The organism is Brasilonema angustatum, from assembly GCF_059505445.1.
Window position 1 is genome coordinate 1 of the sequence record NZ_JCACKO010000004.1, and the last position, 13,389, is coordinate 13,389.

Here is a 13,389-nt window from a genome sequence, read left to right on the forward strand (position 1 = left end):
TGGTGAGTTTATTTACGGACTGATTACCGAGATTCACTCACAACGAATCGCACCAGTCAAGATTATCTCACCATCAAAATTTGGCGGTTACGGTAGTGATAAAATCGCTACAGCTAAAAACTACGCCAAAACCTAAGTGTGAAAACTGATAGCATCTTTTATCGTCTCTTTCAAGAATTTCCCAATATCTTCTTTGAACTGATTGGTAACTCTCCCGAAACAGCGAATCTCTACGAATTTTCTTCAGTTGAAGTCAAGCAAACAGCCTTCAGAATTGATGGTGTATTTCTTCCCATCCAAGATGAAGAAGTTCCGATTTATTTTGTCGAGGTTCAGTTTCAACCAGACACAGATATTTACTTACGTCTTGTGTCGGAAATTTCTTTATACTTACGCCAAAACAAACGCAAAAATTCTTGGCGAGGAGTCGTGATTTATCCTAGCAGAGAGATAGATAAAGGTGATAAACAAGATTTCTGGGAATTCTTCCATAGCCAGCGTATCAGTCTAATTTATTTAGATGAATTAGGTGAAGCTGCATCACTGCCGCTAGGCATTGCTACGATAAAATTAGTAATAGAAGAGGAAGATACAGCCATTAGCACCGCTAGGCAATTAATCAACCGTATCCAGCAATCAGTAAATTTGCAACTGCCACAAAAACAATTACTAGAATTAATAGAAACAATCTTAGTTTATAAATTTCCGAAAATGAGTCGCAAGGAGATAGAAGCTATGTTTAGTCTCAGTGAATTGAAGCAAACGCGGGTTTATCAAGAAGCGAGAGAAGAAGGTGAACAAAAAGCAAAATTAGAAGCTGTACCTAAGCTTTTAGCATTGGGCTTAACTGTGAAACAAGTAGCACAGGCTTTAGATTTAGATGTTGCACAAGTCCAGCAAGCAGAACAGCAAACGCGATTAGATGAATAGTAAGGTAATTTTCAAATTATTTTCTATAAACATCTTTCCGATGCTTGCACTGTAAAAGTTGTACAAGTTGACTTTCATCATCAATCTCATAACGAACTCTATAATCACCAACTCGGATACGATACTCGTTATCAGAGCCTTTTAATTTGATAACTCCATCGGGACGCGGTTCATTTGCGAGATTTTGAATTTTTTCAACAACGCGCTCAATAACATCATTTGGCAAGTCGTCAATCTGCTTTTGTACCGACTTTGAAATAACGATAGTATAGCTCATGATGCTTGATTTGAGCGCTTAGCAAGAAATTCATCCATAGTCGTGTACTCACCAACTGCATACTCAGCGCGAACTGCTTGAATTTCTGCCTGTGTTTCTGCATCATCTTCGTACAGCGCTTCTTCAGTTTCAAAAATTTGTTGCTCAATTATCTCTTGAAGTTGACGTTTTTCTTCTAAATTCAGAGAAGATATCACTTCTGCTAAAGCTTCCAAGGAGAGTTGTAGTTTAACAATGGCTGGCATTTTTCTCCAATTGGTTTTGTTGTTTTTCGTATTCTTAGACTATGAGGTTCGCCTCATACTCTCTGTTGGGTACAATACAAGTCGATTGTAGAGGCACAGCATACTGTCATTGGTGTCAACTTAAGCCAAAAGCCTTTCTTGGCAAGCATTTGAGCATTTTTTGATGTACCATCTAGATTTTCGATCCCCCAACCCCCTTAAAAAGGGGGCTAAGATTTATTTCCCCCCTTTTTAAGGGGGGATTAAGGGGGGATCGAAAACGTCGGTAAATTAAGTGTTTGAGCTTTAAGTTGACACCAATGAGCAAACTGTACCCCTACCCTGTAGTGCTACAGATTCTTCAAATAATCCAGAAGCGCTTCATTCACCAAATTAGTCATCGCCTTCCCTTGACGCTGAGAGATTTCCTTCAATCTGTTGTAAACCTCATCTTGCAGGGTGACGCGATGGCGGTTTTTGCTTGTCGCTGTTGTCGTATTGGCGATCGCCACTTCCTGACGATCGCTATCTTCTGTAATTGCTGCTGTGGTAGAATCTGCCATTGTCTCCACCAAACCATCACCATCGTCTGTGATTTCTGGTGGTGCAACAGTTTGAGATTCGTAGTTAGCAGCAAACTCGCGGATAGCATCAAAACCCATGCGATCGCAAAAATCACCAAATGTTTCTTCTGTCTGGCGCTGCTGTTTGAAGTAGACAAAAATCGGTTCTAGCTGGGTTTCTATGTCATTATCGTGCAGCCGCTCCATGTAAGGTAACGCCAGCCGTGTTTGATTTGGTGAACCTCCCAGCCAAACTTGGTAAGATTCAGGAGCGCTACCCACAAAGCCGAGTTCTGCCATGTAAGGACGAGCACAACCGTTGGGACAACCCGTCATTCTTACCACAAAATGCTCGTTTGGTAAATCCACTTTATCCAAAAGGGTGCGAATCCGCTCTAAAATTCCGGGAATTGCTCGTTCTGATTCGGTGATAGCCAAACCGCAAGTGGGCAAAGCTGGGCAAGCCATAGCATACCGTACAAGGGAGTCAATTTTTTCTGGTTCAAAAATGACTCCGTGACTGCTAAGAATCTTTTGAATCGCTTGCTTGTTCTTTGGTTCGATATCGTAGAGGACGAGGTTTTGGTGGGGTGTTAAGCGGATGGGCAAGTTATACTTTTCAACAATTTTCCGCAAAGCGGTTTTGAGTTGGAAGTCGCCTTCATCCTTAACTCGACCGTTGTCGATGGAAATCCCTAAGAACAGCTTACCGTCGCCTTGTTCATTCCAACCGAGGAAGTCATGATATTTAAACTCTGGCAGTTTTTTAAAGGGTGCGAGTGACTTGCCAAAGTATTCCTCAACTTGGGAGCGGAACTTATCAACGCCCCAATCGTGGATGAGATATTTTAACCTGGCATGACGGCGGTCAGTGCGATCGCCATAATCTCTTTGAGTCGCAACAATCGCTTTGACGAGATCGTAAACGTCATTCTTATCTACATAACAAATTGGATCTGCTATTCTGGCAAAGGTTTCTTCTTTATTATGTGTTCGTCCTAAACCACCGCCAGCAAAAACGTCAAATCCCTCTAACTCTTCCTTGTCATTGGTTATGACTACCAAAGTCAAGTCTTGGCTATACAAATCAATCGAATTATCTCCTGGAACCGTCACACAAGCTTTGAACTTGCGCGGCATATAGTAAGTTCCGTAAAGAGGTTCTTCTTTGTCGTGAAAGATTGTGCCAGTGCCATTTTTCTCTCGCGCCGCCTTCACTTCTGGGTTTTCCTCAGCGCTAATTGCCATTTCCCCATCTAGCCAAATTTCGTAGTAAGCGCCTGTTTGGGGTGTTAGCAAGTTAGCAATATTGTCAGCGTATTCCCAAGCGTACTGATACTCAGGCTTATTTTTGAAAGGTGCTGGAGGTGCCATGACGTTGCGGTTCACGTCGCCGCAAGCGCCCAGCGTTGAACCCATGTTTTTGATAATAGCGGCAAATGCTGCCTTAAGATTTTTCTTTAAAATCCCATGCATCTGAAACCCTTGACGAGTGGTTACTCGTAAGGTGTGGCTACCATATTCATCTGCCAGCTTGTCTAAAGTCAGAAACAGCTGTGGCGGGACAAACCCACCCGGATTTCTCGTCCGCAGCATGAACTGGTAGTCTTTTTCCTGTCCCTTGACCCGATTATCACGGTTATCTTGCTGGTAAGAGCCATGAAACTTTAGTATTTGTATGGCATCTTCACTAAAGTGAGTTGTATCTTGAAGTATTTCCGTTGCTACAGGTTCACGCAAAGAATTGCTGCGTTCCTTGATTGCTTCTACTTTGGAGGGCTTACGGCTTGTGGTCGGAGGAGCAGATTTAACCATTACAGTGGTACAGAGTTTTTTCAAAAAATTATTACCATGGGCCGAAGCGTAACTGAGAAGCACCCTTTCGGCTGACTTTTTTCCGATAATCCGGTCGGAATTAGGAGAAATACAATGATCTTAACACGCGGAAAAGCCGGGTTTTTCAGTGATGTTACACTTAGATAAACCCAGCAATATTACTTATACTATTGTTATGAGTTATAACTTACCATTTGGCACTTGAAAACAGACAAATGATTCGTTTATAATTCCTCAACCTAACGGGATATAGTTCCTGTGAGGATTCGCTTATCGCTGTGGTTCAACCCGACAATTGAACTACAGCTTTATCTAAAACGATAACCAACACCACCACTGAGGTTGACAGCAGAAGCAGGGCTATTTTTGTAAGCATCAACTCCCACGGTAGCGTTGCTGTAGAGCATAAAGCTATTACCCAGTTCTGATTCAACGCCAGCAGTCAGCGCTACACCATCTTTGTTACCCAACGGACTTGGTTTACCATCTTTCTCTACAAAAGAGTAACCAGCGCCAAGGTAAATATTAGTACCTTTACCCACACCTAAATCTGCGGAAATTTGTGGGATGATAGCAGTTGTTTCATTACCCCAAAGAAGTTGACCGCGTGCAGATAAAGGTGTGTCTCCTAATTTATAGCGACCAGTGACATTTCCACCAAATGTCGCTGCATCACCCTTTTGCCCACCATTGGTGATACCACCAGAAGGACCAACACCGATATAGCTAGCGTCAGTACCGTTTTCTGTTGGTCGAGGCGAAGCAGAAGCTTGACCAGCTGAAAGAAAAATAGGAGCAACCACAACAGACGACAATGCAGAAATTGTCACAAAAGACTTAAGCAACCGTTTCATAATCTTTACCAAATGTTGAAGGTATTGATTTTAGATCCCATGTCGAAAAACTACTTAAAAGGTTCCACATTTTTTAGAAAAAAAATCCTTATTTTTTGCGAGAAATGGAGAATACACCAAATATTTTATTAATGTATAAATAAGGCTTTTCTTATTACATAGTGTCATTTTTTTATCCGGAATTTTTATCTTGAAAGTAGACACTTGTTTTACTGGCACATAAGTAACTAAGTAAGTCAGCACAAATAAAGTTAACTCGTTAAGGCAGTCAGTTCCGAAGGGGCTGACCTTTTCCTTACAATGCATCGTCACTAGTTACTGCTACTCGGTTGATAAATAGAGGATTGTGATTCATCATTCTTTACAATTCCTCTGATAAGATAAACCGGAGAGCACTGTTATTTTGATGGGAGTGACTAAATATTAGATTTTTCTCTTGACTTTGTAGTAATTTAGTGCACATTGAAACTTTTTCTAAAATTATAAAATATTTATTATTAAAGACAATAGTTACTATAAATCAGAAGTTATAGCTTATTGTTAATACGGCTAAAACAGAATAGTTATTATTGAATAAACTCTATATAAAAGAGTCAAGCAATAAAAGTAAATATTTAATTAAGATTTTTCTTATAGGAACCATATAAGATTTCTTTAATTATTTTGCTTGAGACATTAACCACTGCTGATAAAAAAGTGATAAGTTGATTTACAACAGTAAATTCTGCTGATGACAAATACCTCAGTTCATCCAATTGAGGCGCGAATAGATTTCAAATTACGTGTGAATAGCACATAAAAAAGCAATGAACATAATTGTTCTGTTGCCCTCATTTGCATACCCAAAAACAATTGTAATTAACAAGTTTTAATGTTATGGCTGACTTTTCAAATCAATTTTCTCGACGCAAGTTTTTGTTAACTGCTGGAGTTTCTGCTGTAGGGTCTGTATTCCTCAAGGGTTGTTTGGGAAATCCTCCCGACACTGCAACTACAAGTCAAGTACAGCAAGTTGTTGCTACCAATATCAGTGCAGCGGATAAACCAGAAACAACCAAAGTCAAGCTAGGGTATCTGCCTATTGTTGAAGCTGCTCCTTTGATTATTGCAAAGGAAAAAGGCTTCTTTGCTAAGTATGGTATGACCGAAGTTGATATCTCTAAGCAAGCTAACTGGGGTTCAGCAAGAGACAACGTAGAAATTGGGGCTGCTGGAGGTGGTATTGATGGTGGTCAATGGCAGATGCCTATGCCGTATCTGATTTCTGAAGGACGCATCACCAAGGGTAACCGAAAAATACCCATGTATATCTTGGCTCAGTTAAATACTCAGGGTAATGGAATTGCGATCGCATCTAAGCACCAAGGCAAAGGTCTGGGTGTGCAGATTGCTGGCAAAGAAACGTTTTTTGCTCAACTCAAATCAGCAAAAAATATCTTCAAAGCTGCCATGACTTTCCCAGGAGTGAATCAAGAGCTTTGGATTCGCTACTGGTTAGCTGCATCGGGTGTCGATCCAGATAAGGAAGTTCAACTACTAACAGTCCCAGCAGCTCAAACAGTTGCAAATATGAAGACGGGGTCGATGGATGCTTTTAGTACAGGTGACCCTTGGCCCTACCGAATTGTCAAAGATAAGATTGGCTTCATGCCAGTATTAACTGCAGAAATCTGGAAAAATCATCCAGAAGAATATCTTGCAATGAGGGCAGATTGGGTTGACCAAAATCCCAAGGCGACTAAAGCCCTTTTGAAAGGTCTGATGGAAGCGCAACAGTGGTGCGATAACTTTAACAACAGAAAAGAACTCACTCAAATCCTTTCAAAGCGGAGTTACTTTAACGTGCCCGCAGACGTTCTCAACGATCCATTCATGGGTAAGTATGACATGGGTGATGGTCGCACTGTTAACGACAAAAAAATGGCATCTCTGTATTGGAAAGACGAAAAAGGTAACGTCTCGTATCCATACAAGAGCCATGACCTTTGGTTTTTAACAGAAAGTGTGCGCTGGGGCTTTTTACCACCAGACACCTTAGCAAATGCCAAAACATTGATAGATAAAGTTAACCGTGAGGATTTGTGGAAAGAAGCTGCCAAAGAATTGGGTGTTCCGGCTGCGGATATTCCCAGCAGTACGTCTCGTGGGGTTGAAGAATTTTTTGATGGTGTCAAGTTTGACCCAGAAAATCCAAAGGCTTATTTGCAAAGTCTGAAGATTAAGAAAGTGAAAGTTTAAGCTCAGTTTTTACTCAGTAAGAAAAACAAAATTTCAAGAGGAAATAAACAATGGTAACTCTGCAAAGACGCTCTCGGACAAATACTGGTGATAATGCTTGGTTCTCCCGTCTGCAAAAGCAATATCCTGGTTTGATACCACCGATTATAGCGATCGCCATCTTTTTAGTTCTATGGCAGTTGTTTGCTTGGACTCCTGGAGCAACACTACCAGGACCAATCCAGGTCATACAAGACACTTGGATACTGATTATGTATCCTTTTTATGACCGAGGTGGTACAGACAAAGGTTTATTTTGGCAAATCTTGGCAAGTTTACAACGGGTAGCAATTGGTTACTCACTTGCGGCAATTGTCGGTATTAGCTTGGGCATCGTAATTGGTACAAGTAAAGTCATGTCCAGGGCGTTAGATCCGATGATTCAATTATTCCGAACTGTACCACCTCTGGCTTGGGTGCCGATTTCTCTTGCAGCTTTACGACAAAACGAACCTGCTGCACTGTTCGTGATTTTTATTACGGCGATTTGGCCCATCTTAATAAACACAGCAGTTGGTGTAAAACAAATCCCTCAAGATTACAACAACGTTGCCAAAGTTCTGCAACTTTCTCGTCGGGAATATTTCTTTAATATCCTTATTCCTGCTGCTCTCCCCTACATTTTTACAGGCTTAAGAATTGCGATTGGTTTGGCTTGGTTGGCGATTATTGCGGCAGAAATTATCATGTCCGGTATTGTTGGAATTGGCTTTTTTATCTGGGATGCCTATCAGAATAACAAAGTCAGTGAAATTATTTTGGCTCTCGTCTACATCGGTGTGGTTGGTTTGATACTCGACAAGTTGATGGTTTGGGTACAGTCGAGAATTTTACCAGAAGAACAAAAGTAGTTGTTAGTTGCTTCTTGAGCGAAGAAGATTTATTTAATGAACCGCCAAGACGAGGCAGTGCGTTGCGGGGGTTCCCCCCGTTGTAGCACCTGGCGTGCCAAGAGCGCAAAGAAAGAAGAAAAAGAGAAGATAGTAATCTTGTCGCGGGAAAAGAGTGGTTATTCATCCTTTGTCATTAGTAAATGGCAAAGGGTAAAAACAAATAACAAATAACAAAGGATAAGAAAATGAGTGTTTTTGTTGCTGTTGACCAGATTGATAAAGTTTTTTCCTTAGCTAATGGTGGTGAATATATTGCTCTTAAAGGAATTGACCTCCAGATTAAAAGAGGAGAATTTATCTCTCTGATTGGTCACTCTGGTTGTGGTAAATCCACCCTTTTAAATATGATTGCTGGTTTGGATTTACCAAGCGAAGGTGTGGTGACGCTAGAAGGAAGAAGAATTACCAGACCTGGTCCAGATAGGATGGTGGTGTTTCAGAATTATTCACTCTTACCTTGGCGGACAGTACGAGAAAATATTGCTCTTGCTGTAGATTCAGTGCTGAATGATTACTCTGTGGATGAGCGCAAGGCAATTGTAGAGCAGCATATCGATATGGTAGGGTTGCGTCCTCATGCTGATAAAGCCCCAGCAATGTTATCGGGTGGACAAAAGCAGCGGGTGGCGATCGCCCGTGCCTTAGCAATTCGTCCCAAATTACTCTTGCTAGATGAACCATTTGGTGCGTTAGATGCACTCACACGAGGCAATTTGCAAGAACAGTTGATGCAAATTTGTCAAGAAAACCAAGTCACCGCTGTTATGGTGACTCACGATGTCGATGAAGCGGTGCTGTTGTCCGACCGAATCGTGATGTTGACAAATGGACCAGAATCGAAGATTGGAGACATTTTGGAGGTGGATATTTCTCGACCTCGTAAGCGGATGGAAGTGGTAGAACATCCTAGCTACTACAGCTTGCGGAGTGAAATGATTTACTTCCTGAATCAACAAAAACGGATTAAGAAAATTAGGGCAAGGAAAACAGCAGCGATCGCCCGTCATGGTTTAGAAAAAGTGAACCTGGAAATAGGTTTCCTTCCCTTGACTGCTTGCGCCCCTCTGGCTGTCGCTAAAGAAAAAGGTTTCTTCGCCAAACATGGTTTAGATGAAGTAACTCTGGTGCGCGAAGCGAGTTGGCGCGGAATTACCGATGGGATTAGTGGCGGATATTTAGATGCAGCGCAAATGCCTTCTGGGATGCCAGTTTGGATGACAGTGGGAGGTGATAGGGGTCGTCCTGTACCAGTTGTCAGCGCTCTTACTCTCACCCGTAATGGTAATGCTATTACCCTGGATAAACGTTTTTATGACCAAGGAATATATTCCCTGGCAGACTTTAGACGATTGCTGCAATATTCTACAGATCAACGTCATACTCTCGGGATGGTTCATCCTTCCTCGATGCACAACATGCTGTTGCGTTACTGGTTAGCAGCTGGTGGAATTGATCCTGACTATGATGTTTCCCTGAAAACGATTCCTCCAGCTCAAATGGTGGTTGACTTGCAAGCAGGGACTATTGATGGTTACTGTGTGGGTGAACCTTGGAACCTCAGGGCGTCAATCGAAGGTGTTGGCTTTACTATCGCTACAGATTTGGAAATATGGCAAGGACACCCAGGCAAAGTTTTAGGAGTTCGGGAAGACTGGGCAAATGCTTATCCTAACACCCACATCGCCTTAGTCAAAGCCTTGTTGGAGGCTTGTCAATACTGCGCTGATCAAAATAATTTTCAGGAAGTTCGCCAAATTTTATCTGGGCGGGAGTATGTCAGTACAACTGAGGATTACATCCAACTTGGCGATCCAAACTCCTACGTATGTAGTCTAGAACAACCAATGCGGCAGTATGCCCACCACCTATTTTTCGGAGATGGTGTGAATCGTCCCAGTCGAACAGAACATCTGTGGATGATGACTCAGATGGCGCGTTGGGAAGATATTCCCTTCCCCCGGAACTGGTTAGAAATCCTGGAACGAGTTTGTCGAGTTAGTGTGTTTAGTACCGCAGCACGAGAACTCGGTCTACTTGATATGAAGTATCATCGTGGTCCCATCGAGTTATTTGATGGCAGTGTGTTTAATGCTGATGATCCAATCGCCTATCTCAACAGTCTCGACATTAAACGCAATGTCTCAATAGCAGAAGTTGTCATTAACTCACGCCAAGTTTTGGCAGTTTCTTGAGAATTGTAGATTTTGATTCTGAATTTTGAATTGGGAAATACTGACATGTACGATCGCACTTTTTCTAACCCTTACAGACAGTCTGGGGCAACAGCTACACACCAAAATCCTTTCTTACTGATTGAGAACGTTTCTAAGGTTTATCCCACAGCGAAAGGTTCTTATACAGTACTACAAGATGTGAACCTCACCGTGAATGAGGGCGAGTTTATCTGCGTCATCGGTCACTCTGGTTGTGGTAAATCAACTTTGCTGAACATGGTTGCTGGGTTCGCCACACCCACTGACGGATCAGTGCTACTCAACTCCAAACCCATTACTCAACCAGGACCAGATAGAATGATGGTATTTCAGAACTATGCTTTGTTACCCTGGTTGACGACTTCTGAAAACATTTACTTAGCCATTAACGCCGTTTTCCCAAATAAGCCAAAAGCACAGAAGTCAGCGATTGTACGCGAACATTTAGCACTGGTGGGACTGACAGAAGCTGCTGACAAAAAACCGACGCAAATTTCTGGGGGGATGAAACAGCGGGTTGCGATCGCCCGCGCTTTGGCGATTCGTCCTCAAGTTTTAATTTTAGATGAACCTTTTGGGGCGTTAGATGCGATTACCAAAGAAGAATTGCAAGAAGAATTGTTGAAAATTTGGAACGAACGACGATGCACAGTGTTGATGATTACTCACGACATTGATGAAGCACTGTTCCTTGCAGACCGTTTGGTCATGATGACTAACGGACCTGCTGCTAGAATTGGTGAAGATATCCAAATTCCTTTTCCTCGTCCGCGCGATCGCGCTCGGATTATGGAAGATCCAGAATACTACAGACTGCGGAACCACGTCCTTGATTACCTCTACCGCCGCTTTGCGCACGACGAATAAATGTGACAAAGCTAAAATCTCGTTTCCAGGTTCTACCTGGAAACGCAATCAAAGCGGCTTTGCTACGAGTAAGTGAAGCGGTTTCGTTTATAGTATTCTCTATTGCCACTAAATGAAAGCTATGAGAATACTCGTTTTAAAAATAACATTAGCTACTGCAACCGCTTTAATTATTGTACTGACGGGAATAACTCCCGCTCATGCTATTACATTAAACTTCAACTGGAATGGTAATAATAATTATTCTGCTCTTGGTTCATTTAGTTATGATGAAAACACCGCGCCAGGAAGTTTTTCTGAAAAAGGGGCTGGACAGACTTATGTTTTACAATCCCTCAATGTTTCTTTTTTCGATCCTCTGAAGAATGTTATTGCTACTTATAATAACGTTGTAGATGGCGTATCAATACCTAAATATTTCCAATTCAATTTCAACACCGTCACGCAAGAAATTTTTGGCTTAATAGATTTAGGAGGCGAAGTCGCTGGCGAGACTTATTTAAAAGGAACAGTTAATACCGATTTATCACTATTTCAAGTTCCTCAATCTGGTTCTGATGCAACGATAGATAGTAATTCAGGAACTATTGTTGTTAAGCCTGCACCATTACAGAGTCATTAATTATTAATGTAAGCATGAGAATAAGTAGGTAGGCATGAAGAAACCTCACTATGTAACAAAATGTAAAATTATCAAAACCGCAAGCGAATTGCTTCACTCCGCTAAGTTCCAAGGGGACACGCTGCGCGTTCGCTCTTAGCGTGCGCTTTGCGCTTACGCTCTGAGGTAATCTGCCCCTACTCCTGATGCCTCAAAACCAGTAACAGGAGTGTTTGATAATTGTTTAATTTCATGTTAGTTTAAAGTTTTTTTGAAAACTGGTATCTCCCCTTGTGAAAGGCTCTCCAATTGAATAGCAACCATACCTTCATCAAAGGCTCTTTGAAATAAATCTTGGTTGCCTGAGTTTTTATAACCCAGTCCATCATAAAATCCTTGAGCAAATGTAATTGCTGCTTTGTCTTGAATTGGGTTATTCATCCCAATGACATAATTAATGTATTGGCTAATTGCCATAGCAGCTTGTTCTGAATAACAAGCATTAAGCAGTACGCATTTAACATAATCAGCGTGTAACTTAAACAGAAATGCTAAAGCTTCTGGTGAAACAGGTTTATTATTTCCGCCATCATCTTCTAATAATAAGCTGCCATCCGGTTCACCATGTCCACAGAAATGAACGATTTGAGGCTGTTCTTCCGCGATAGCTCTGCGAATATCTCTTGGACGTACAGCGGTTCTAATTTCAATTTCAAATAAATCTCGATTGGTGGCTCGTAGTATAGCTTCTTCAATTTCTCGAATCTCTTTATCCAAACGCAGTCCGTGAGGAATTGCTGTTAGAATCAAGATTTTTTGCATCAACGTAGATGGTTCTATTTGTTTATTAGTATCGTGAGATTCTAGAGCTTGGATTAACTTTACTATACCTCTTACTACTTCTTTCACAGGTCTTTTGCCTTGACGGGTGGTTAAACCAGTGACAAGACTGCCAACAGCACTAGTATCAAAAATATGGATGAAACGATGAGGTTCTCCACACATTTCCGTTGCTAAACGTGGCCCTCCCCCACTCCCATCATTGCGGCTAGAGGTTTAATTCGCAGTGCAAAGTAGTCTAAAACTTCTTGAGGAGAACTTTTTTCTAAAGACGTGTTATTAACGAGTACTAATGTATCTGCATCACTCAAACCATTGATGAATGTGTTTTTACGAATTGAGCCACCAAATAATAAGTCAACGCTATTTTCTATTTCTGAATCAATTGCTTCTTTGAGAACATCTAAATGCCGTTGGGTAGCCTCAGAGTCTCTATTATTAAAGTCCTTTAATGCACCTTGAAGTAGACTGTTGACTTCTGAGTTATAAGACGAAGTGTCGGTGCTTTCACATGCACGCTTGAGCATTTGGCTAATGTCTTCTGAGGAACTACTAGAAGACCAGCTATAACTTCCACTACTGCCACCCATAACTGTTACTCCTCAACTTCTAGTCCAGCATCTTTTACCAAATTAAGCACTTGTGGCATGACCTTTTCCCATGCAGAAAATTCTTGGAGAAGTTTTGTATGACAAAATCTATTCATTGCATGAGATAAGAGGTTAAGGTTTTGAAGATTTTTAATACTATAAAGTTGATTTAGCTCTGATTCAGAATAATGCCAATCTGCTTGCATGAGTGCTGCTGTTGATTGGTACAATGTCAGACCATCAACAAAAGCGTAGCGCAGCCAAGCAAGTCCATCAAATATGTCTGCTCCACAAAGAAAGTAGGAAATAATTAAAACCGAGTCTAAGCATCCTAAAATATGGATTGGTATTTCGATACTTTGTTGTTGAAGGTGGAAGCGAATTTTTAAAAGGTTACGGCATCTTTCTAGGATTGAACTCCCAA

At 41.4% G+C, this 13,389-nt stretch carries 13 protein-coding genes; 6 read left to right on the top strand and 7 right to left on the bottom strand.

Features of this window, described 5'->3' with window-relative positions:
• Positions 1-138: 138 nt before the first annotated feature.
• Positions 139-930, top strand: a complete 792-nt coding sequence (locus AC5JM2_RS00420; RefSeq protein WP_495832946.1) for an Rpn family recombination-promoting nuclease/putative transposase — start codon at positions 139-141, stop codon at positions 928-930.
• 16 nt (positions 931-946) lie between these two features.
• On the opposite strand, the gene AC5JM2_RS00425 is transcribed toward AC5JM2_RS00420, so the two are convergent.
• The 4 genes from AC5JM2_RS00425 to AC5JM2_RS00440 all read right to left on the bottom strand — a co-directional run bounded on the left by AC5JM2_RS00425 (position 947) and on the right by AC5JM2_RS00440 (position 4,684).
• Entirely contained in the window at positions 947-1,207 is a 261-nt protein-coding gene (locus AC5JM2_RS00425; RefSeq protein WP_495832947.1) for a type II toxin-antitoxin system RelE family toxin, read from the bottom strand.
• Entirely contained in the window at positions 1,204-1,452 is a 249-nt protein-coding gene (locus AC5JM2_RS00430) for a hypothetical protein (RefSeq protein ID WP_495832948.1), read from the bottom strand. The genes AC5JM2_RS00425 and AC5JM2_RS00430 overlap by 4 nt, the downstream gene beginning before the upstream one ends.
• 329 nt (positions 1,453-1,781) lie before the next feature.
• Positions 1,782-3,809: a sulfite reductase, ferredoxin dependent gene (gene sir, locus AC5JM2_RS00435; protein WP_495832949.1), complete on the bottom strand. Its 2,028-nt coding sequence runs from the start codon at positions 3,807-3,809 to the stop codon at positions 1,782-1,784.
• 329 nt (positions 3,810-4,138) lie between these two features.
• Positions 4,139-4,684: an outer membrane beta-barrel protein gene (locus AC5JM2_RS00440; RefSeq protein WP_495832950.1), complete on the bottom strand. Its 546-nt coding sequence runs from the start codon at positions 4,682-4,684 to the stop codon at positions 4,139-4,141.
• An 876-nt stretch (positions 4,685-5,560) separates the two neighbouring features.
• On the opposite strand from AC5JM2_RS00440, the gene AC5JM2_RS00445 reads away from it, so the two are divergent.
• The 5 genes from AC5JM2_RS00445 to AC5JM2_RS00465 all read left to right on the top strand — a co-directional run bounded on the left by AC5JM2_RS00445 (position 5,561) and on the right by AC5JM2_RS00465 (position 11,556).
• Positions 5,561-6,922, top strand: coding sequence for a CmpA/NrtA family ABC transporter substrate-binding protein (locus AC5JM2_RS00445; RefSeq protein WP_495832951.1), 1,362 nt, complete (start codon positions 5,561-5,563; stop codon positions 6,920-6,922).
• 50 nt (positions 6,923-6,972) lie between these two features.
• On the top strand, positions 6,973-7,812 hold the full coding sequence (gene ntrB / locus AC5JM2_RS00450; protein WP_495832952.1) for a nitrate ABC transporter permease: 840 nt from the start codon (positions 6,973-6,975) through the stop codon (positions 7,810-7,812).
• A 227-nt stretch (positions 7,813-8,039) separates the two neighbouring features.
• Positions 8,040-10,046 (top strand): ABC transporter ATP-binding/substrate-binding protein, encoded by a 2,007-nt coding sequence (locus tag AC5JM2_RS00455; RefSeq protein ID WP_495832953.1) that lies wholly within the window; start codon positions 8,040-8,042, stop codon positions 10,044-10,046.
• A gap of 45 nt (positions 10,047-10,091) precedes the next feature.
• Positions 10,092-10,934: an ABC transporter ATP-binding protein gene (locus AC5JM2_RS00460; RefSeq protein ID WP_495832954.1), complete on the top strand. Its 843-nt coding sequence runs from the start codon at positions 10,092-10,094 to the stop codon at positions 10,932-10,934.
• Between the two features lie 121 nt (positions 10,935-11,055).
• Entirely contained in the window at positions 11,056-11,556 is a 501-nt protein-coding gene (locus AC5JM2_RS00465; protein WP_495832955.1) for a hypothetical protein, read from the top strand.
• Positions 11,557-11,790: 234 nt separating this feature from the next.
• Here the strand turns inward: AC5JM2_RS00465 and AC5JM2_RS00470 are convergent, their stop codons facing one another.
• From AC5JM2_RS00470 to AC5JM2_RS00480, 3 genes are read right to left on the bottom strand one after another with little or no spacing between them, the layout of a single operon-like run.
• Positions 11,791-12,540, bottom strand: coding sequence for a CHAT domain-containing protein (locus tag AC5JM2_RS00470; RefSeq protein ID WP_495832956.1), 750 nt, complete (start codon positions 12,538-12,540; stop codon positions 11,791-11,793).
• A gap of 8 nt (positions 12,541-12,548) precedes the next feature.
• On the bottom strand, positions 12,549-12,965 hold the full coding sequence (locus AC5JM2_RS00475) for a nucleotidyltransferase family protein (protein ID WP_495832957.1): 417 nt from the start codon (positions 12,963-12,965) through the stop codon (positions 12,549-12,551).
• A gap of 5 nt (positions 12,966-12,970) precedes the next feature.
• Positions 12,971-13,171: a hypothetical protein gene (locus tag AC5JM2_RS00480; protein WP_495832958.1), complete on the bottom strand. Its 201-nt coding sequence runs from the start codon at positions 13,169-13,171 to the stop codon at positions 12,971-12,973.
• Positions 13,172-13,389: the final 218 nt, after the last annotated feature.